Below are 20,307 nucleotides of genomic sequence, written 5' to 3' on the forward strand. Positions count from 1 at the left end.
TACGTTTCATTCGTATAAATCGTTATTGTTTTTCGATTGACTACCTAGCTGTGTTCTACTTGTTGCAATAAATCCGTCATAATAACAGCTAAATGAGGTAAATAACCGTCGTCTTGTACTTGCTGGACCCAGTTTTTGTCTGCACGCTCATACACATCGTAGCCAGTAGCTTCTTTTAAAATATCATAGGCTTTTCGATACCCTGCTCCCTGTTCGTGATCTTCTTGTTGTAACTTCTGATATTTCTGTGATTTTCGATACGTATCTGATCTTAGATTCTTTAACGGAAGTGCCTTATATCTGTTAAGTAAATCTGGATTAATAATAGTTTCTTTTCCGACGATAATACTTGTCTGTGTCTTTTTAACATCATCAACTTCTAGTCTAACGACCTCAGATATTTCGTTATAAGATTCTAGGTATAAATCCTTTAACGCTTGTACCTCATCTTTAAATATCGTTTTCACTTCTTCTTGTACAATTTCTCGAATTGTTTTGAGTAGTTGTCCGTCAATGCCTTGTACTACCGCTTGACTCACTTGTGTTGTATTACTTTTCATTGGAAAAATCCCCTTTAAAAATGACATACTAATGTACCTCCTCATATTCTGTATACTCGGCGTCAATCACGCCGTCAGCAGTCTCTTTTTCTTCTTCTGTAAACCCTGCTGTCGTTGCTAAATCGACTACAAAATCGTTTAATGCTCGCAATAATAACTCGTAATCATCACGTACTGTCCCTGGTATTCTATCGACCGCACTAGAGTAATTTTTTAAAAACGCAAATTCATCGATTAACTTCCGTTGCTTATGTATAAAACGTTGTATTGCCGCAGATACTTTTGAACTACTCCCTACGAATCTGTAATCGTCTTCGTATACTGATATGTCACCGAACATTTCTTTATATCGTTGCAATTCGGATTCAGTCCCTGAATCGCTGACATATTCCACTTCCGGCGGCTTATTACGTTCTTCCGTTAGTAGCTGGCCGAGCTTTCGTTTGTCTTCTTCGGCTTGTTTCAACGCCTTTTTTACTTCACGTAATTCACGGACCGTCATTTCACCGACTGTTTTGGTTTCGCCGGTTGACGGGATTGTGTGCGGTTGTTCAACGAATTGCTGACGATCTACCTTATGCGGTAATGAAAGCATTTCGAATATTTTACCTACAGGTAAATCGGTAGATGTCTGCCGTTTTCCAAACTGTTCGTATGCTTGTATCATGCATCTTGCAGTCCTTGGTACAATGTCTACAGATTGCAACCATTTTTCCCATTGACCGTGTACCAAATCATTTTCCTTAACGTGCTTTAAACGACGTCCTATTTCGAATATTGCTTCGCCCGCTACTCGTTGGTAAGCATTTATTTCTGCGGTGATTACTTTAATATCGTTTGGCAACTCTACTAAATCATTACTCATTAATAACACCTCCTTAGTATTTAAACCCTGGCAACTTCGCTTACGCTCGTTGCATCTCATCATCTATTAGCGGCGTTCTTTTTACAAGTGATTACCGCCGAATATATTAATGATGGAAGGATATTTCGCTAGAAATAGCCTTCAAGGTTTTTGTTTTGCAAATGATATATAAAATAACTGATATATAAATAACTAATAATTCGTATTCAGCTCATGAAGTACCCCGGTTCATTTCTTGAAGTACTCCCCCTTCATACCATGAGTTTAGTCCTCTATAAGTATTGAAGGGCGGTGGAATTTCGGAAACTCATCCGGTATTGGTAACAACGTATATAGATTCGATGTTTGCCCCTTACCGTCGTCTCTGATGCGTTTTTCCACTTTCACTAGCCGCAACTCTTCCAATCTCCTAATCGCTGATCTAACCGTATTCTCGGAGCACACACACTCCTTAGCGATTCGGCTTACACTTGGATACGAAGTTTTCGTTTCATAGTCTGCGTATTTACATAAGATAACGTAGACCATTTTCTCGTAGACTTTTCCGAAGTTTTTCGTATCATGTAATACGCCGTAGTCAATATTCACGTATTTACGAGTATTAAGCGCAACTACTCGATCCCTATTTTCGCTCATTCTCTCACCAACTTTATAATCGGTAGAATCGTATATACCGTATTCTCCCACTGTTGTGTACGCTCGTGTCTGCGTCTTTCCTTAACGACTAATGGCTTTCCATTCCAACGATACTCACATAGCTTTTTGATGCGTCTATTAGCGCTCTCACGGCTTATATTTAATCGTTTTGCAATCATATCTTGCGTTGGATAACATTCACCATCTTCGTCCATGAATGACGCCAGGACGCAAAGTGTCGTCCATCTTTCCGGACCTAAATCTGCTATTAAACCAGAGTGTACTGCGTCGACATACATCTTAAGGAATATACGTGTCTCTCGCTTTCCACTCGTTATTGAATATTCCGTTTGGGCTTCGATTGATACTAAGTTGCTATTTTCGCTCACTGTACTCACCCGTTTCCACCTCCGTGTAATTCCTTGTGAACTCCTTACAAAACGTTTGACGCATCACTTTGTAACTTCGCGCACTTTTTTTGAAAAAAAAATTAATTTATTTACGTTTTTCTACTCTTTACACCCCTACACAATTGGTGACTTTAGCGATAGAATGTATCTATAAACGTTAAATATCGTATCTTGTGACTTATAAATGGAGGTCATAAGATTATGAGTGGAAGTATTAAACAAAACAAACAAACAGGTAAATGGGATTTCATATTTAATATTGCGAAGGATCCTATGACTGGGAAACGAAGACAAGTTAGAAGACGTGGGTTTTCTTCAAAACGTGAAGCGGAAGAAGAAATGGTAAAGTTAAAAGCGGAAGTTTTAAACAACGAATTTATTAGTACATCAAAGATGACATACAGAACCTATATGAACCAATGGTTCAAAGAAAGAGAGTTTAGTATACAGGAATCTACTTACGAAATGAACCTCGGTTATTACAAGAATATAATACAACCACGGTTAGGGCATTTAGACTTACAACAAATGACACCTGTATTACTACAAAATTTCGTAAGTAATCTCGTATCAGAAAAGCGTTACTCAAGTTACACAATACACCTAATCTTCCGCATTGTTAGTGTTTCTTTGAAAAAAGCGAAAATATTAAAGTTAATTAAAGAAGACCCAACAGTAGGTATTACCTTACCAAAACTACCAAAGAAAGAGATTAAAGTATGGACAATTGAAGAAGTAAACTTCTTTTTACAAGAGTCCAAAAAACTTGACGCACTAACACGTCATTTTATCGCTTTTTCAATTGCTATCCAAACAGGTATGCGCCAAGGTGAGATACTAGGACTACGTTGGCAAGATATCGACTTCGAGAACGGAATTATTTACGTACGTCAAACCATAACTAGGGCCGCTAAAGTTAAATCAGGCGCAAAAAACGCCTCAAGCATCCGGTCTATTCACATTCCAACTGGTCTTATCGAGGAATTAAAGGAACGTAAGCAAAGAATTGACCTTGAGCGATTGCTTGCAGGTGATAAATACCAAGATTTCGATTTAGTCGTATGTACCCAGGAAGGTAAGCCGATTCTTCCACGTAATTTACGTGTTGCGTTCCACAGCCTATCGGACAAGTTGGGTCTCCCATATATACGTTTTCATGATCTAAGACATACTCACGCAACAATTCTGATACAGCGAAATGTAAACGTAAAATTAATTGCGGATAGATTAGGTCATACAGACATACAGACGACACTTAATACGTATAGTCACGTTATACCTGACATGCAAAAGTCTGTGGCTGAAGAAATCGCTAAAGTCATCGTAGGCTAGTGACGCTTAAAGTGACCGCTTAAAGTGACCGCTTAAAGTGATCGTATCACAAATATGTTAACTCACGTATACTACGTCTTATCAGCCCCATATGCAAGAACTTGATGTCACTACATTACAGCGCAGTGATAAAATTATTGTAGATACAATAGAAGGTGTACAACATGAAGCTGGAGATTTCTTGATTGCAAGCAAACAAAATGAATGGGATTTTTCAAACATATATAGTGAACTTGGGGATATTATTATAGGGAAGAAACAAGGACGAGCAAATCCGAATGAGATTACTTTATTTAAATCAGTTGGGGTTGCCTTTTTGGATACAGTAGTGGCGGCTTCGATTTATGAAAAGTATAGAGAGATTGTGAATATCTAAATTATATTTTTTACTTTCCCTGTACGAACAGAACTGTTATAAATACCCCTATTATATTCTTTAACGAACAGTAAGACTCCCACCTCAAAGTTCAGCGAAAGCAAAAAAATGAGGTGGGAGTAAGACTTTTAATCACTTGAAGATGAATCGCAACAGTTTTTCTAACTGTATTCACCTACTAGAATCATTCCTTTACATTTTATTTTAAATCTATTTATTTTAATGTATAATTATATAATAAATTTTAAAAGTGAGGTGTCAATTATGAGAAGTTTTGGTTCAATCGTTACCTCTACGATCTGTTCAATCATTCTTGTTATATGGAATATCTTAACCTTCTATAATAAGTATACAACTGGCAGCAAATATGCATGGATTAGTGGTATTCTAGCTGTTCTTTTCCTTGCGTTCCTTATTAACAACGCGAAAGATATTATTAAGAAAAATTACATAACTTCAATGAATCAGTAGTGAATCCCATTATATGTGGAAAACAATTAGCAAATATTAATACCGTTTATTGGTTAACATTAATTTGCACACTAATAATGATCCTTTCCTTTATAGAAATTAGAAAGAAACTTAAACATAAGGATTATAGAACAACATAATAAAAACCGATTCCTTTGAAAAACAACACGTATTTTACCGAAATGCTGGAGATAAAAAGGAGTCCATCACCTACTGTATATAGATGATGGACTCCTTTTTCTTATGAAGTAAACGTTTTCATTGGCTTCTTCTGCACAAGAGGTCATTTTCATCATTCACTCACCTTGTTCAAATGGAAAGAAGACTTTTTAATTGTTCCTTTTTTCACAACATATAAACCGATAAATATAACAAGGCCACCTATTAGCTGCATGATCGTTATTCTCTCTCCGATGGTCATCGCTGCAAAAATAACCGCAAACAACGGAACAAGATACATATAAACCATTACTTTTGTAGAACCAATTTGACTAATGCCAACGTACCACATTGCAAGACCGAAAATGGTCGCAAATACAATTGAATATGTTAATGATCCCCAGCTTAATAGATCTGCCGGCCATGTTAATGCACTTGCATGGAATAAACAATATATAACGAGTGGTACAATTCCAATTAATGTAGACCAAGAAGTTACTCGCATCGCTGAATACTTTGTAATAAGTGGTTGCGCAAGGATTGGATACCATCCCCATGCAATGGCAGCGACTAGTCCGATTCCATTTCCAAGCCAAGCATACTCATATGTAGATTGACTCGTATGTCCAGTTAATAATACGAGCGCTGCCCCGCCAAACGATAGTACCGAACCAACTTGGATTTTCATTGAAAAGCGTTCTTGTTTGTGTAATACTGCTAAAATCCCTGTAAAAATTGGTGACATTGCGATTAATAATGATGCATTTGTTGCTGAAGTGTATTTGACAGATAACATAAATAACGTTTGATATAACGTTGTTCCAACAATTCCAACGACTACTAATCTAAGCCAGTCTTTTCTTTCAATACGTAACGAGCGCTCCAACATAAATGTAATAACTAATAATACTGGAGAAGCTACTAAAAACCGTAAACTGTTAAATTGAATGGATGACATATATGCCACTCCATATTTTCCAATTGTATAGTTCGCTCCCCATACTAAAGCAACTGATATGAGGAGCCATTCCATTTGCCATCGCTTCATCTTAATCTCCCCTTCCACTACTAGCATAGTAAAATTGGCTGGACACTACACCATCCAATTGGCTGTTTTTTCACCCAACCAATTTGTTATAATGACGATAGATGAGAAATAAGGGGACGATATAAATGGAGTGGAAATTAGATACGAATAGTAAAGTTCCGATTTATCAACAAGTTGTTGATTTCATTGAAAGACGTATTATGTACGGAGAGCTTCCTCCTGGTAGTTTTCTGCCTTCAGAACGAAAGCTTGCAATGCATCTCAATATCAATCGCAGTACTGTTACAACTGCTTATAATGAACTTCGCGCTATGGGAATTGTAGAGAGTGCAACAGGGAGAGGCACACGTGTGAGTACGCATATGTGGGGCGTTTCTCCTACATTAACACCGAACTGGAGAGGATTCGTAGAAGGAGGTACGTTCTTACCAAATTTACCGCTCCTTCGCCATATTCGGGAACAAGTACAACAAAATGAAAATATCATTGATTTTGCCAACGGAGAACTTGGGTATGATCTATTTCCCCATGAACAACTGCAAATGATTTTACAAAAGCAACCTTTCACTCAGTCGCTTAGCTATGATCATCCACAAGGCTATCTTCCGTTAAGACAGGCAGCGGTAAAATACATGAGAGAGTATCTATATATTGATGCAACAGAACAATCCATTATGATTACATCTGGTGCACAGCAAGCACTTCACCTAATTGTACAATGTTTATTAAACCCAGGCGATGCGGTTGCATTTGAAAGCCCATCGCATTGTTATTCTTTACCGCTCTTCCAGTCTGCTGGTATTCGAATTTTCCCATTACCTGTTGATGAGCATGGAATTCATCCAGAAGATGTGCATGAATTATATCGTAAGCACCGTATTAAAATGATTTTTTTAAACCCAAATTTTCAAAATCCAACAGGTACGATGCTGCATCCAAACCGGAGAAAAAAACTATTATCACTATGCGCAGATTTACGTATTCCAATTGTAGAAGATGATCCATCCAGTTTGCTAACACTGGAAAAGAAAAAGCCTTGTCCGACTTTAAAATCCATTGATGAAAATGGCACAGTTATTTATGTTCATTCCTTATCCAAAATGATTGCACCAGGCCTTCGAATCGGCTGGCTCGTTGCTCCGCAGTCTGTAGTGGAAAGATTATCGGACGCGCGTCACCAAATGGAGTTAGGAATGAGCGTGCTCCCGCAGTGGCTCATGCAACAGTTTTTTGAAACCGTTCCGTTTCATATACATATGGAACAACTGCGAAGACAACTAGCGCAAAAAAGAAATCTTCTTGTTCATTCCTTAAACTGTTATCTTCAAGACTACATTTCTTTTTCAAATCCAAATGGCGGAATCTACATATGGGGAAAAGTAAAGAAACCTATTAATGAAAAACAACTTATTATGCAAAGTTTAAAACAAGGTATTGCCTTTATGCCCGGTAGTATTTTTGGCGCAAAGAATGGCTATATTCGATTATCATATGGAAAAGTAAATATCAATCAAATAGATGAGGGGATCTCTCGTTTACATCGTGCAATGAAAACTTGTCTAAAATAGAAAAAAGCGTAAGGAAATTCCTTGCGCCTTTTCTATTTATAGCTTATTTCCCCATATTTGTTTAAAAGATTTCACATATAGGAGAGCAAGCACAGATTGAATCATAATAAATAATGATGCGGTTATCATTTTTACATTCTGATCGAATACGCCCAATACTCCCATTGTTAAACCAATCAACAGAAAAACTACACTAAACGGTGGTGTAATTTTCATTAATATCCCAAACTTTTTGTTCATACTATTCCTCCCTTTCCCCATAATCTTTTCAACAACTATATGTATTCATTATAATTTATATACCAAAAGCTGTATATTAATATATCAAAATAGAACTTTCTCTTACAAGCCCTTACGTGACTGTATGAATCTATTTTTTTAATCCGCGATATTGAGCTGTCGTCAATTCTTGTATATAAGCATCAATTTCTGGCATATTACATTCTTTCGCTATTTGTATCGCAAGTTCAATGTTATATGGGAGGCGGACAAGTTGAATCGAAAAACTCGCCGGCTCTTTTTGATCATATATACCTTCAAAGATTAAATAAGAAGATTGTGTAATCTCAAGTGGATTTCCTACACTCCCAGCATTACATAATGTTTTTCCTTTAAAGTTTTGCACAAACGCTTGGTGGACATCTCCATAGCAAACAATATCTGGCTTTCTATCACCTTCTATATTTTGTGTCACATGACTATTTTCAAACATACTCATCCGCTCTTCTCTTGTAGCATGTGGCTGAATTCTTTCATATACACTTCTAGGCGAAGCATGAAACATCCGAATCAATTTTCCGCTCATCATAAATTCTATTGAAAACGGCAGTTCTCTTAAATAATCCATTTGTTCTTCTGAAAGCTGATTTTGATGCCACTTTAATGTTTCAAATTCAGTCGGCTTTGTGATGAAGTCATCCCAGTTTCCCATTACAACTTGCTCGCATTCTTTACGAACAATATCAATGACATCGCTAGACTGCGGCCCTTTCCCTACTAAGTCACCTAAACAAAAAATTCGCTCTATCCCTCTTAATTTTATATCTTCAAGAACTGTCTCTAACGCAGGAATATTGCCGTGAATATCTGAAATAATTGCTATTTTATCCATACGTACACCTCCTGTTATTCTATATTTATTAAAGGTTTATACCAATTTGGAATATACGATGTAAAACCATTATGCTCTTCTACAATTCTTCTTAACCTTATTTTCATTTTCTCTACTAAGTTAGGTGTGATTCGATGTGTCCACACAATATCTGCGGGAAAAATCATTGCTGCGTACAAGGCATATAACTTCCAAAAATGAAGCGGTGGTTCACCCTCGCAATATCCGTGAATTTGTCCAACTGCAAATGGTACACTCGTATCGACTGTAAACAAAGGTAATTTATAAAAATCATGAATTGGATCTCCAAAATCAAATCTTGCAAAGTCAATAACAGCACGAAACTCATTACGATAAAACATAAGATTCGCTGGGTGAAAGTCGTCATGTAAAAATACAACCGGACGGTCTTGTAATAGATGTTTATGAGTTTCTACAAAAGTTAACACTTGTTTTATATCAATAAAATCCGTCTCATATTCTTCTAATGCTTGCAAGTATTTCTTATATTTATTCCATCGTAACGTTTTCCAAGATTCTTCTACATTCTTTTCCTTCACAGTATGAATTGCCTTTAATACTTCTCCCGCTCTTTTTCCAGCTATGTATTGCTCTTTCTTAGTCAATTTAGCAAGTATATCTTTTCCATCTTCTCCTTCCATCCATTCAAACACTTGTACACATTGATTGCATGAATCAAGATTTACAACATGAAGTAGTTTAGGCATTGGTATCGCTAATAATTCCAAACGACTCATATATCCGTATTCTTCCTCTTTACGTTTACGAGCTACACGATCACATACTTTTATAAAATAACGCTCACGGTTTTCTAGTTCAATTTTATACTTTTGATCTGGCGAAAACCCTTTTGAAATAACGGTACACTTTACGATATGAGATCAATTTAATCGTTTTTCTAATTCAGTTAAAACTTCTTGCACATCGATTCCTCTGCTTAATAGATGTATACACTACCTAACACTTGTTTTTTACTCTTAAGATGATGCGTTCCTTGTAATTCCACCGCAAAAGGATATTCCCCATTTTGTTCTAACTGTTCCTGTATAATCCCTTCACCGATTGGCTCACAAAATTGAATCGTTACATTTCCAAGAAATACACTTTGACAAATCGCATTCCATTCTTTATAAACTTGAGGAGAATTTACTTGTACTTCCAATAGCTCCTTCCATCGTTCCACGGTTTCACATACATTTTTCACAGTATAGTATATAGTTTGCATTTCTTTTACATCATTACGATGTGGTGCAATGACGCCACATTGTTGTAAATCTCTCCTTCTATCTGTATCACATTCTTCCCATTGTATAAAGAACGGTAATTTCGGACTACTTTCTTCCTGCTCCACAAATAACATTTTCCATTCTATGAGATGTTCATCATTTCTCATTCGTTTACCTTCGAATGGTCCTTTCACTTGTATGCCTTTTTCTACGAATTTTGTAGCTAATTCTTCAATACGATTTGTACGAAGCGCAATTTGGAGCATTCCTTCTCCATTTTGTAGTTTCTCCACAGTCTCCTGAACGAGTGGATTATCCGCTTGCTTTGCTTGTTCCTCATCCCTAACTGCTAAAAATTCAATATACGATAAATCAAAATAACTTAAACTATTCCATGTTCCCCAGTTCGTATGTTCTCCGCCTTGTACTGTATGAAATCCGAGTTCCTTCATTTGTCTTTCCGCTTCTTTTGGTGTACACCGAACAGCATGAACAAGATGATCAAATGCTAACATGCTTTTCCCTCCTCTCATCTACATCTTTTTATTATATAATCATTCCGTTATTTCAATCAATTCAAAAAACTTTTCAAAACCTAGTTGATTTATGGTTTTAATATGCATTATAATAATTAAAAATTTATATTATGCTGATTGGAAAAACCAAAGGCTCTTTTCTCACTTGAGAAAAGAGCCTTTTTATTTATTATTACAGGGGGATTATATATGCAGAAATTAATTGTCTTTGCTATTATTGGTTTTTTTGCTCAACTCATTGATGGAGCACTTGGAATGGCGTACGGGGTCACATCTACCTCATTATTATTAATGTTTGGAATCGCACCAGCCGTTGCCTCTGCTTCTGTTCATTTAGCTGAAGTGGTCACAACAGCCGCATCTGGATTTTCTCATGCACGCTTTGGAAATGTCGATAAATATACTGTTTCAAGGCTTACATTACCAGGGGCAATCGGCGCTTTTGTCGGAGCTTGTTTTTTAAGCAATTTACCTGGTGACGTAATTAAACCATACATTTCTTTATTTTTATTCTCTTTAGGTGTCTATATTTTATTACGATTTATTATTCAAAAACAAATTGTTACATCTAATACACGTATGTCTAGCAAACAACTGATTCCTCTCGGTTTATTTGCGGGATTCATTGACTCAACTGGCGGCGGGGGCTGGGGCCCTATCACTACACCAGTACTTCTCGCGCGTGGGAATGAAGCAAGAAAAGTGATTGGTTCTGTAGATACGAGCGAATTTCCTGTCGCATTAGCAGCGACAATTGGTTTTTTTATTTCTTTAGGATGGGAACAAGTAAGCTGGATTTGGGTATTCGCTTTAATGCTAGGTGGGATTATTGCCGCTCCGATTGCAGCATGGTTAGTTCGAATTGTACCGTCTCATTTACTTGGCGTACTTGTTGGTGGATTGATTATCTTCACAAATATTCGAACACTTCTTACAGCACTCCAAGTAGATCCAACGATTATTACACTTTCTTATATCGCTGTAGGACTTATCATTATTATCGCTCTATTTTTATCTATTCGTAACCACTCCCAGTTAACAAAGCAAAGCGTTAACTATCCAACTGACCAAAAACAAATATTACCTTAATATCAAAAGCATGATACCGCTTAAAGGATCATGCTTTTTTATCTATTCTACGCTATCTTAATTGTTGCTTTATCATCTTTTCCGTTTTGCCTACTTGTTTCGTATTTCATGTTTCCAGCACACGAATAGACTTGATGTTATTATGAAGTATTTTAGCTCGCATTGTTTCAACTTTTGAAGTCTGAAATGCCCAGAGAACCAGCACTTCAGCTGCTTCCGTTGCATATCTCTTGTTCCAACGTTCCTCAAGACCCCCTATCCAATTTCCACTTCTTTCTATCTATTTGGTGCGCCTTTAAATCCAATGTCACCAATCATCACACCATCGCTTTTTCGAACAACAAACTAACTTCCTCAATACAACAAAGAAGCATCTTCTTTTAATTTCCGCACATAATTTTCAATATGTGATCCGTTATCGTATCTTTGTTCAGCCGTAATATAAAGCGTTTCTCCTGTACATGGTATAATCTGTTTGTTGCTAAACGCATTCCCCTTCCTTCAATACGCTTTTTAAAAGTCCATCAATAAATAATGAATGTTCATTTAACATTACATATCTCGTTACATTTTGTCTTTTTCTGAATTTTCTTTTAATTTTTAAAGGATTTTCTCTTCTTTTTTGCGAAACATTTGTATAACAACTTTTTTATCATTCTATTTACATACAAAATAGGTTCGGGCGGAGTTTTGAAAACGTTTCCGATGTAATAACCAACTTTTTTGATCCTTTCCTACAAAAATCCCTTGCAATATTTTCAAAAAGTCATTACAATTGCCATATATTAAAAATCATAACAATAAACAAATCCTCATCAATCCGATGAGGTAGAGGTTGCGGCTTTTAAGAGTAAAGCGGATGAGACACAGAGAATGTCTATGACCCCGTTTGAAAGGAAAAGTTGCCGAAGTTTATATTTCTTCTCTGGGAATATAAGTTGGGGCTGTCTCCGAATAGGAACAGAACTGTCACGTTTACAAAATACCGTGTAAACGTGGGGTGCTATCTTAACGGAAGGGTATGATGGGGTGGTTATTTTGAAACGTTCCGCCAAAGTCCTTTGGCGTTTTTTTATATTCCCCCGCTCCTTCCTATCTTAAAAAAAGGAGTGTTACACATGAATAACATAGCAGATCAAGCTACCTCTAAAACGCAACAATCCACACAAAATCAAGGTGAACTGAGACGAGGTCTGAAATCGCGTCACCTTACAATGATTTCTCTCGGCGGTACAATTGGTACTGGTTTATTTCTTGCCAGCGGTGGTGTTATTCACTCAGCTGGTCCTGGCGGTGCACTTGTCGCATATGTCGCAATTGGAATTATGGTTTATTTTTTAATGACAAGCTTAGCTGAATTAGCAGCATATATGCCTGTCGCTGGGTCTTTTAGCACATACGCAACAAAATTCGTTGATCCATCACTCGGATTTGCACTTGGCTGGAATTATTGGTATAACTGGGCAATCACAATTGCAGCAGAGCTTGCTGCTGTGACATTAATTATGAAATTTTGGTTTCCAAATACTCCTTCTCTTATTTGGAGTGCCATTTGTTTAGCTATTATGTTTCTTTTAAACTATTTATCTGTTAAAGGATTTGGCGAAGCGGAATATTGGTTTGCACTCATTAAAGTAGCAACTGTTATTCTCTTTTTAATTGTTGGATTTATGATGATTTTCGGCATTATGGGCGGAGAGCCAGTCGGTTTTAAAAATTTCACAGTTGCAGATGCACCATTTAGCGGCGGCATTATGGCTATTATCGGTGTCTTTATGGCAGCTGGATTCTCATTCCAAGGAACTGAATTATTAGGTGTAGCCGCAGGCGAAACTTCTGATCCAGAGCGCAGCATTCCAAAAGCAATTCGTTCTATCTTTTGGCGCATTTTACTATTTTATATTTTTGCTATTCTTGTAATCGGATTATTGATTCCTTATACAACAGATAGTCTTGCTGCAAGCGATGTTACCGTGAGTCCATTTACACTTGTATTTGAAAAAGCTGGTGTCGCTTTCGCTGCTTCTGTTATGAATGCTGTTATTTTAACTGCTGTTCTATCTGCTGGAAACTCTGGAATGTATGCTTCTACTCGTATGCTTTGGGATTTAGCTCGTCAAGGAAAAGCACCGAAGTTTTTAGGAAAACTAAATAAACGTGGTGTACCAGTAAATGCTTTAATCGCTACATCATTAGTTGGTAGCGCAGCATTCTTAGCTTCATTATTCGGAGATGGTATTGTATACGTTTGGTTATTAAACGCATCTGGAATGTCCGGCTTTATTGCTTGGATCGGAATCGCTATTAGTCACTACCGCTTCCGTAAAGCATATATTGCCCAAGGAAAAGACTTAAATGATTTACCGTATAAAGCAAAATGGTTCCCATTTGGTCCAATCTTCGCCTTTACACTTTGCCTAATCGTTATTTTGGGACAAAACTATGGCGCATTTATGGGGGAATCTATCGATTGGAACGGTGTACTCGTTTCCTATATTGGACTTCCACTCTTCCTTATCATTTGGCTTGGTTATAAATTTGTAAAGAAAACTAAAATCGTTCCACTTGATAAATGTGAACTATAATAAATGCATACCAGCAAGCATACTTATGTTTGCTGGTATTTTTCCTCTCTTCCCCTCGCCTTTCTTTTAATGATTTTCATTTACAGGATATACTTATTTCTTGTCAAATAGCGTATTCTAAATAATTTTTAAATCAATAATTCGTTATACCTCTCTTCCCATTTCATATGTTTTATTTAAACATACTTCTTAAAATACAAAAAACTTTTTCCCTCTTAATAAAAGGGGCCTGATGTCAAAACGCGGAAATCGTACGTCTCAAGACCGAAATTCAAAGAAACCTAAAATATAAGAGTCCTAACATATTATATATGACTAGTATGTTAGGCTTTTTTATTTTTGGACCTGAGTTTGCGTAATATTTTTTATCCCGCATTAACGGTCGTTTTGGGTACTTCCCTTAATTCTTTGTAGGTTTAAATTAAAGCTCGATCAAAAACGTGTATTAGAAATATAGAATTTTTCTTATTGAATTAACAGCGGATAGGTGTCTGCAAATACATTATATCAATCAGAAGTTGCTTACAAAGAAATATGTGATTCTAAAATTGTTGCGGAACTAGCCATTGTATACCGAAAGACGAATATAAACCCAGAGTTACAAGAGTTTTTGAAAATAGCGAAAGGTAAGGTGATGAACACATTTACAAAATGACAAAGCTGTAAGAATACACGAATGTATGTAAGAAAGTTCGATGTTTTCCTTTTTCTTTTTTTATTATAGTGAAAAAGAAGAAATAAGAAGGAGATGTCATACTCATGGTGATACCTATTTTTATGAAAGTAAAAAAGTATGGGAGAGGAAGGAAGATGACGTTTTCTCAGCTCGCATTTAAAAACGTTAGTCGAAATATACGTACGTATGCCGCTTATTTTTTTAAGTGAAAACGTCATGTTAGAGGAAGAAACAGTACATTCACATAGTTAAGAAATAATTAAGAAGTAGTTAAGTCCCATTTAAACCTCTTTTCCTATAATAAAATTATAAGCGTACAAGAAGGTTGGTATTTTTAGATGGATACAATAATCAAAACTATTCATGTAATGAAGGGATAGAGCAATTGGTTAAACACCTTACTATAAAGGAGGGATTTGAAAATGTCTTTTTCTCAATTCAATATTGATATTTTTCGAGCAATTAATGATTTAGGTAAACAATATTCATTCCTAAACTCAGCCATGGTATTTTTGGCAGAATATATGGTATATATTTTTGGTTTAATTATTATAGCTTATTGGTTTACCGGGGTCAGAAAAAGTAGGATGATGGTTATTCAAGCGATGGTTGCTTTTGTGATTGCTGAGGTGATTGGAAAAATAGCAGGGAAATTTCATTTGAATTATCAACCGTTTGCAGTATTGCCTAATGTTAATAAACTTGTCGACCATGCTGTAGATAATTCATTCCCTAGTGACCATACGATTCTCTTTTTTTCGATTTGTTTTTCGTTTTGGCTTGTTCGTAAAAAGACTGGATGGTTATGGCTTATCCTTGCATTTTGTGTAGCGATTTCTCGTATTTGGGTAGGAGTTCATTATCCTTTTGATGTTGCAATAGGGTCTTTAATAGGATGTGTTTCAGCGTTATTTTCGTATTGGTTAGTACCAAAATCTTCTTTTATCAAACAATTTCTTACTCTATATGAAAGAATAGAGAAACATGTTTTGCCATCAAAAAACAAATCAAAGGAATTTTGAGTATACAAGTATAAAAGTTAGCGTGAAAAAAACAGATGCTAACGACCTATATATGGAGTGTATTCATGTTGCAGCTATTGCTGAACAAATTAAAGAGCAACAACGAATGAAGAAGGCTTCTTCATTTTGTGTGTTTGTGGATGTGATAAGCGTCCTAGTTTTAGGCAGTGTTGCGGTTCTCTTTCGTTACTTTTTTTCGGCACTCTACAGCTAGATGATATTACTGACACGTACAAGTTATCAACAATCTTTATGTTGAAAGAATCTTAGCATACGCTAAGGTATCTTTTGAGAGATAACCCCCTGATTTCCTTACGATAAGCAGGAAATCAGGGCATTTTTATATCCTAATGAATGAGGGGGTGCTGACAGCAGCAAGGTTGTATGCACCTAGAAAATTAATATGCTCCCAGCCATTGTGATATGAGGAAGCAACTCTTCTCGGTATTCACCAATCTTCTTCATATGTTCAATAACTTGAGGCAGATACACAGTATTCTAGATGCTGATTACATAGATTATTTTTAATACGCTGGCACGCTGCAACTGGCCTTGTATTGTTCGTTCTCGAAATTCACCTTGTTTTCCGCACGTGCGAATGCATTCGTAACTTCTCCTCCATTTAATCTCCTTTGAATTCATCGGCGTAAGATTTCGCTAGAAAGATAGATGAGATATTCTACTGTTTTCACTTCGTCTATTAATTTTGCTTTTGAAAAAGGAGTGCGTGAATTTTTTACATTCTCTTTGCAAAGTCACCAATCTTAAGCTGAAATACATAATCGAAATGATGTTCTTGCCCCGTTAATTCCTCGTTTACTAAAATGGTTGTTGCTCCTACTTCTCTCTTTGCAATTTGCGGAAATGATGCAACTGGTTGTACTTTTAAGGACGTTCCCATAACTAATAATACATCCGTTTCATATAAACGTTGAAGTGCATTTTGATATTGTGGCAGTGTATCGCCATATAAAACAACATCTGGATTTAAAATAAAATTACACATTTCACAGCGCGGTACTTCATGATGAATCATATATTGTAAATCGTATTTCGTTTTACATTTCGGACAATGCGCTGTTTGCAATGTTCCATGTAAATCGATTACATGTTTACTACCACCTAATTGGTGTAAGCCATCAATATTTTGTGTTAATATAGTCACATCTTTTCCTTCTTCTTCTAACTTTGCTAAAAATATATGTCCACGATTCGGCTTATATTGATGAAATGTACGAATTTGAAAAATCTCTTTATAATGTTTCCAAAATTCTTTCGGATCGCGATTATAATATCCCCTCGATAAATACATTTCTACTTTTGCATCCGCATATAATCCATTTGCTGAGCGAAAATCAGGTATTCCACTTTCTGTACTTGCACCTGCGCCAGTTAATACCGTTATTTTCTTTGCATTTTCTAGAATGGAGCGAACTTCTTCGTATTGTTGCATAACTCTCACCTCTATGTAGATTTCTTTCTACATTATACCAGTTATCATTGTCTTAATGTGTAGTTCCCCCACACTCTACAATATCTTTTTCCACTTGTAATGCAACTTCAATTAATAATTGGATACCCGCTATAATCGTAGAAAGCGACATGCTTGGCTGATTAGCATGAAGACTAGCTTGCTCAGGAAGAAATGGAATATGTACAAAGCCACCGCGCGTACTTTTATTCTTTATCGCTAATCGATGCATCAGTCCATAGAAAAGGTGGTTACAAACAAAAGTACCAGCAGTTTGTGATACAGAAGCTGGTATTCCTTCCTCCCGAAGTTTCTTTACAATCGCCTTTATAGGAAGTGTCGACCAATATGCAACAGGCCCATCTTCTATAATTGGAACATCGATTGGTTGATAATTCTCATTATCTGGAATCCTTGCATCATCGACATTAATTGCAACACGCTCTACTGTTATATCAGCCCTTCCTCCAGCTTGTCCAATGCAAATGATTAGTTCTGGATTAAACTCATCTATATATGACTCTAGCTGTTCGATTGACTTATGAAATACTGTTGGAATCTGTTTGCTAATTACCTTATATCCATTTCCTTCTTTTTCATGTAATGCTTTGGCTACTTCCCACGCAGGATTGATTTTTTCTCCTCCAAAAGGGTCAAACCCTGTTAACAATACCGTTTTCATCTACAACACTCCCTATTAAAAGTGATATACAAGTCCGTACATAATTAACATATTGATTACAAAAATAGTAATAGCAATCGGTGCTTGTGCCTTAATGACTGCATTTTTATCTTTTAACTCTAATAACATTGCTGGGACAATATTAAAGTTGGCTGCCATTGGCGTTAACAATGTTCCACAATATCCTGCAAACATACCAAGTGCTGCCATAATAGCCGGATTACCGCCATGCATTTGAACGATTAAAGGCAGCCCTATTCCACCTGTAATTACAGCAAAAGCAGCAAAGGCATTTCCCATTACAACTGTAAATAACATCATCCCTAAACAATACGCCATCACAGCAATAAATGGATATTCTGTCGGCAACACTTGACCAACTAAATCAGAAACAACTTGTCCAACACCTGACTTTGAAAAAATCCCACCAAGCGCCGCTAACATTTGTGGCAAAATCACAGCCCAGCCGACAGCTTGTAATAGTCTACTTCCTTCTTGTACAGGCGCCGTCATTTTCGCCTTTGTAATTCCCATTGCCATAGCGAAAGCAAGCAATGCTCCTAATGCTAATGCAATTAATGTTACTTTTTCAGGGTCTACTAAAGACACATTTCCAAATTTCATTTTACCTAATGTCAATGTACCAACGATTGTAAAAATCGGGATTAAAATTGCTGGTAGAAAGATTTTATTTTTAAGTTTTTCTGCCTGTTTTACACGTTCTTCAGTAGGAGCTTCTTTCTCATTTGATTTCGTTACTTTATTGATAGATGCTAAAATAACCATCACTAACACCATACAACCAATGTAAAAAGGAGCGATTATTTTTCCAAATAGAAATGTAATAGAAAATAATGCCCAAAATAAACTAGAGCCAATCCGATTTGGATGCTGTTTATCAAATGCCACGCGAATAGCTATAAAAGCTACAATAAATCCTAACAAATAATAAATTGTATCTAGCGTAATAAGGCTCACTCTACATTACCTCCTTACTTGGTTGTTTTTCTTTTTTCATAACAACTGCAATTTGTTTATCAAACTGTCTAAATCGAACCCAACTGACAAAAAAGGCTGAAAGAGCCGTCGGAATTCCCCATAGTGCCATATCCCAAACACCTACATGCATTCCTACAGAGTCAAAAAAAACCTTTCATTAATAAAATAGCACCCGTTGCGATGAAAATATCTTCCCCAAAAAACCATGCTGTATTTTCCGCTGCCGCCGCATTCGCTTTAATTTTCTCTTTCAATGTTTCAGGAAGCTTTCCATATCGTCCTTGCGCAGCCCCTTCTGCCATCGGTGCAACTAAGGGTCTTACTGTTTGTGCATGCCCACCAATATTAAGACCTACTGCCGCTGAAGCTTCCCGAATGGTAAAATAGGACATAAGTACTCTCCCAGTTGTAGCTCCTTTCGATTTCGTAATCAATGCTTCTGCTCGTTCCTTTAACCCATATCGCTCTAATATACCGATCACCGGAAGAGTCAACAAAATAGGCATAGACATATATCTGTTCTCTATAAAAAATGTTCCAAACATGCTTATAACCTCATAAAAACTCATCCCCGACACCATACCTGTTACAACTCCTGCTACCATAACAACTAGCAATGTATTTAAGCGAAATAAAAATCCTACAGCAACAAGCAATATCCCTATTAACTTCACCATCTCTATCATCTCCTTGTATTATTTAGGTGCACAAACAAAAATACCATTTAGCCTAAATGTTCTGTATATTCTCTCCGCAAATTGCACAGCTTTCTCACCATCACCATGCAAACAAATCGTTTGTGGATGCATCGTAATAACCGTTCCATCCATAGCCTTTATCTTACCTTCTTGTACCATCTGTAACACTTGATGGATTGCCGTCTCTTCATTTTTAATCAGCGCATACTTCTCGGTACGGCTCGTTAATGTCCCATCGGGTTGATAGGTACGATCGGCAAAAGCTTCTTGTACAAGACGTAATTCGTATTTTTTTACAGCTTGTATAAATGCGCTATTGGCTAAGCCATACAAATATAACTTTGGATTTATATCATGAATGGCTCTTGCAATTGCTTCTGCAATTTCTAAGTTAGTAGCAGCCATATTATAGAGCGCGCCATGTGGTTTTACATGATGCATCTTTCCTCCCGCCGCTCTTACAAATCCATCTAACGCCCCTATTTGATATACAACATAGTTATATACTTCATCTGGTGACACTCCTATTATCCTTCTACCGAATCCAATTAAATCCGGAAAACCAGGGTGAGCACCTATCTCCACATCATGTTGCAATGCTTTTTCAACTGTTTGTCGCATAATAGATGGATCACCTGCATGAAAACCACATGCGATATTTACAGATGAAACAAACGGAAGAATGGCATCATCATTTCCAATTTGATATGCTCCAAATCCTTCTCCTAAATCACAATTTAAATCAATAGAAATCATTCCTCTCTTC

The 20,307-nt window shown here is 36.6% G+C and carries 19 protein-coding genes, 3 pseudogenes and 1 riboswitch; of the genes and pseudogenes, 6 read left to right on the plus strand and 16 right to left on the minus strand.

Annotated features, from left to right (window positions below; all coding sequences use genetic code 11):
• Positions 1–44 precede the first annotated feature (44 nt).
• From MR059_RS12650 to MR059_RS12660, 4 genes are all read right to left on the minus strand, one after another.
• Complete coding sequence (locus tag MR059_RS12650; RefSeq protein WP_242161816.1) at positions 45–587, minus strand: hypothetical protein; 543 nt, start codon at positions 585–587, stop codon at positions 45–47.
• A 1-nt stretch (position 588) separates the two neighbouring features.
• On the minus strand, positions 589–1,488 hold the full coding sequence (locus tag MR059_RS12655; protein WP_396021797.1) for a DUF3102 domain-containing protein: 900 nt from the start codon (positions 1,486–1,488) through the stop codon (positions 589–591).
• Positions 1,489–1,689: 201 nt separating this feature from the next.
• Positions 1,690–2,061 (minus strand): helix-turn-helix domain-containing protein, encoded by a 372-nt coding sequence (locus MR059_RS22285; protein WP_396021798.1) that lies wholly within the window; start codon positions 2,059–2,061, stop codon positions 1,690–1,692.
• Complete coding sequence (locus MR059_RS12660; RefSeq protein ID WP_048723702.1) at positions 2,058–2,459, minus strand: helix-turn-helix domain-containing protein; 402 nt, start codon at positions 2,457–2,459, stop codon at positions 2,058–2,060. Before MR059_RS12660 ends, MR059_RS22285 begins: the two co-directional genes overlap by 4 nt.
• A gap of 213 nt (positions 2,460–2,672) precedes the next feature.
• Between MR059_RS12660 and MR059_RS12665 the strand changes: the two genes are divergently transcribed.
• Positions 2,673–3,803 (plus strand): site-specific integrase, encoded by a 1,131-nt coding sequence (locus MR059_RS12665; protein WP_242161818.1) that lies wholly within the window; start codon positions 2,673–2,675, stop codon positions 3,801–3,803.
• Between the two features lie 76 nt (positions 3,804–3,879).
• Positions 3,880–4,179 (plus strand): annotated as a pseudogene (locus MR059_RS12670) (ornithine cyclodeaminase family protein); the annotation flags it as partial.
• A 763-nt stretch (positions 4,180–4,942) separates the two neighbouring features.
• Here MR059_RS12670 and MR059_RS12680 read toward each other — a convergent pair.
• On the minus strand, positions 4,943–5,857 hold the full coding sequence (locus MR059_RS12680; RefSeq protein ID WP_012094507.1) for a DMT family transporter: 915 nt from the start codon (positions 5,855–5,857) through the stop codon (positions 4,943–4,945).
• A gap of 125 nt (positions 5,858–5,982) precedes the next feature.
• Here MR059_RS12680 and pdxR point away from each other — a divergent pair, with 125 nt between their 5' ends.
• Positions 5,983–7,425 carry a MocR-like pyridoxine biosynthesis transcription factor PdxR gene (gene pdxR / locus MR059_RS12685; protein WP_012094508.1) on the plus strand — a complete coding sequence of 481 codons (1,443 nt, stop codon included), beginning with the start codon at positions 5,983–5,985 and terminating at the stop codon, positions 7,423–7,425.
• A gap of 36 nt (positions 7,426–7,461) precedes the next feature.
• Here the strand turns inward: pdxR and MR059_RS12690 are convergent, their stop codons facing one another.
• The 4 genes from MR059_RS12690 to MR059_RS12705 all read right to left on the minus strand — a co-directional run bounded on the left by MR059_RS12690 (position 7,462) and on the right by MR059_RS12705 (position 10,298).
• Positions 7,462–7,665, minus strand: coding sequence for a hypothetical protein (locus MR059_RS12690; RefSeq protein WP_041809796.1), 204 nt, complete (start codon positions 7,663–7,665; stop codon positions 7,462–7,464).
• A 130-nt stretch (positions 7,666–7,795) separates the two neighbouring features.
• On the minus strand, positions 7,796–8,536 hold the full coding sequence (locus tag MR059_RS12695; RefSeq protein WP_012094510.1) for a metallophosphoesterase family protein: 741 nt from the start codon (positions 8,534–8,536) through the stop codon (positions 7,796–7,798).
• Between the two features lie 14 nt (positions 8,537–8,550).
• A complete protein-coding gene (locus MR059_RS12700) occupies positions 8,551–9,432 on the minus strand; it encodes an aminoglycoside phosphotransferase family protein (RefSeq protein ID WP_237701333.1) in 882 nt (293 codons plus the stop codon).
• 62 nt (positions 9,433–9,494) lie between these two features.
• The gene (locus MR059_RS12705; RefSeq protein ID WP_012094511.1) at positions 9,495–10,298 is read right to left on the minus strand and encodes a VOC family protein; all 804 of its coding nucleotides are present in this window, start codon (positions 10,296–10,298) and stop codon (positions 9,495–9,497) included.
• A gap of 210 nt (positions 10,299–10,508) precedes the next feature.
• On the opposite strand from MR059_RS12705, the gene MR059_RS12710 reads away from it, so the two are divergent.
• Positions 10,509–11,408 carry a sulfite exporter TauE/SafE family protein gene (locus tag MR059_RS12710; protein WP_012094512.1) on the plus strand — a complete coding sequence of 300 codons (900 nt, stop codon included), beginning with the start codon at positions 10,509–10,511 and terminating at the stop codon, positions 11,406–11,408.
• A 106-nt stretch (positions 11,409–11,514) separates the two neighbouring features.
• Here MR059_RS12710 and MR059_RS22290 read toward each other — a convergent pair whose 3' ends face one another.
• Entirely contained in the window at positions 11,515–11,688 is a 174-nt protein-coding gene (locus MR059_RS22290) for a GNAT family N-acetyltransferase (protein ID WP_087098814.1), read from the minus strand.
• 541 nt (positions 11,689–12,229) lie between these two features.
• Positions 12,230–12,422: riboswitch (Lysine riboswitch) on the plus strand.
• A gap of 104 nt (positions 12,423–12,526) precedes the next feature.
• On the opposite strand from MR059_RS22290, the gene MR059_RS12720 reads away from it, so the two are divergent.
• Positions 12,527–13,993, plus strand: a complete 1,467-nt coding sequence (locus tag MR059_RS12720) for an amino acid permease (RefSeq protein ID WP_012094513.1) — start codon at positions 12,527–12,529, stop codon at positions 13,991–13,993.
• A 1,098-nt stretch (positions 13,994–15,091) separates the two neighbouring features.
• Positions 15,092–15,691 (plus strand): undecaprenyl-diphosphatase, encoded by a 600-nt coding sequence (locus MR059_RS12725; protein WP_012094515.1) that lies wholly within the window; start codon positions 15,092–15,094, stop codon positions 15,689–15,691.
• Positions 15,692–16,031: 340 nt separating this feature from the next.
• Here the strand turns inward: MR059_RS12725 and MR059_RS12730 are convergent.
• From MR059_RS12730 to pxpA, 6 genes and pseudogenes are all read right to left on the minus strand, one after another.
• Positions 16,032–16,380, minus strand: a pseudogene (locus MR059_RS12730) (Tn3 family transposase); the annotation flags it as partial.
• A gap of 47 nt (positions 16,381–16,427) precedes the next feature.
• Positions 16,428–17,144 carry an NAD-dependent protein deacylase gene (locus MR059_RS12735; protein ID WP_012094516.1) on the minus strand — a complete coding sequence of 239 codons (717 nt, stop codon included), beginning with the start codon at positions 17,142–17,144 and terminating at the stop codon, positions 16,428–16,430.
• A gap of 52 nt (positions 17,145–17,196) precedes the next feature.
• Positions 17,197–17,844, minus strand: a complete 648-nt coding sequence (gene pcp / locus MR059_RS12740; protein WP_012094517.1) for a pyroglutamyl-peptidase I — start codon at positions 17,842–17,844, stop codon at positions 17,197–17,199.
• Between the two features lie 15 nt (positions 17,845–17,859).
• Positions 17,860–18,822: a DUF979 domain-containing protein gene (locus tag MR059_RS12745; protein ID WP_012094518.1), complete on the minus strand. Its 963-nt coding sequence runs from the start codon at positions 18,820–18,822 to the stop codon at positions 17,860–17,862.
• Between the two features lies 1 nt (position 18,823).
• A pseudogene (locus MR059_RS12750) lies at positions 18,824–19,520 on the minus strand (DUF969 domain-containing protein).
• 18 nt (positions 19,521–19,538) lie between these two features.
• A complete protein-coding gene (pxpA, locus tag MR059_RS12755) occupies positions 19,539–20,297 on the minus strand; it encodes a 5-oxoprolinase subunit PxpA (protein ID WP_012094519.1) in 759 nt (252 codons plus the stop codon).
• Positions 20,298–20,307 lie beyond the last annotated feature (10 nt).

Source organism: Bacillus cereus group sp. BfR-BA-01522, from assembly GCF_022662635.1.
GTDB classification, from domain to species: domain Bacteria; phylum Bacillota; class Bacilli; order Bacillales; family Bacillaceae_G; genus Bacillus_A; species Bacillus_A cytotoxicus.

Bases quoted from the DNA above. Each gene is read 5' to 3' on its own strand.
- MR059_RS12650 (WP_242161816.1), bottom strand. From the start codon at position 587: ATGTCATTTTTAAAGGGGATTTTTCCAATGAAAAGTAATACAACACAA.
- MR059_RS12655 (WP_396021797.1), bottom strand. From the start codon at position 1,488: ATGATGAGATGCAACGAGCGTAAGCGAAGTTGCCAGGGTTTAAATACT.
- MR059_RS22285 (WP_396021798.1), bottom strand. From the start codon at position 2,061: ATGAGCGAAAATAGGGATCGAGTAGTTGCGCTTAATACTCGTAAATAC.
- MR059_RS12665 (WP_242161818.1), top strand. From the start codon at position 2,673: ATGAGTGGAAGTATTAAACAAAACAAACAAACAGGTAAATGGGATTTC.
- MR059_RS12680 (WP_012094507.1), bottom strand. From the start codon at position 5,857: ATGAAGCGATGGCAAATGGAATGGCTCCTCATATCAGTTGCTTTAGTA.
- pdxR (WP_012094508.1), top strand. From the start codon at position 5,983: ATGGAGTGGAAATTAGATACGAATAGTAAAGTTCCGATTTATCAACAA.
- MR059_RS12690 (WP_041809796.1), bottom strand. From the start codon at position 7,665: ATGAACAAAAAGTTTGGGATATTAATGAAAATTACACCACCGTTTAGT.
- MR059_RS12695 (WP_012094510.1), bottom strand. From the start codon at position 8,536: ATGGATAAAATAGCAATTATTTCAGATATTCACGGCAATATTCCTGCG.
- MR059_RS12705 (WP_012094511.1), bottom strand. From the start codon at position 10,298: ATGTTAGCATTTGATCATCTTGTTCATGCTGTTCGGTGTACACCAAAA.
- MR059_RS12710 (WP_012094512.1), top strand. From the start codon at position 10,509: ATGCAGAAATTAATTGTCTTTGCTATTATTGGTTTTTTTGCTCAACTC.
- MR059_RS12720 (WP_012094513.1), top strand. From the start codon at position 12,527: ATGAATAACATAGCAGATCAAGCTACCTCTAAAACGCAACAATCCACA.
- MR059_RS12725 (WP_012094515.1), top strand. From the start codon at position 15,092: ATGTCTTTTTCTCAATTCAATATTGATATTTTTCGAGCAATTAATGAT.
- MR059_RS12735 (WP_012094516.1), bottom strand. From the start codon at position 17,144: ATGCAACAATACGAAGAAGTTCGCTCCATTCTAGAAAATGCAAAGAAA.
- pcp (WP_012094517.1), bottom strand. From the start codon at position 17,844: ATGAAAACGGTATTGTTAACAGGGTTTGACCCTTTTGGAGGAGAAAAA.
- pxpA (WP_012094519.1), bottom strand. From the start codon at position 20,297: ATGATTTCTATTGATTTAAATTGTGATTTAGGAGAAGGATTTGGAGCA.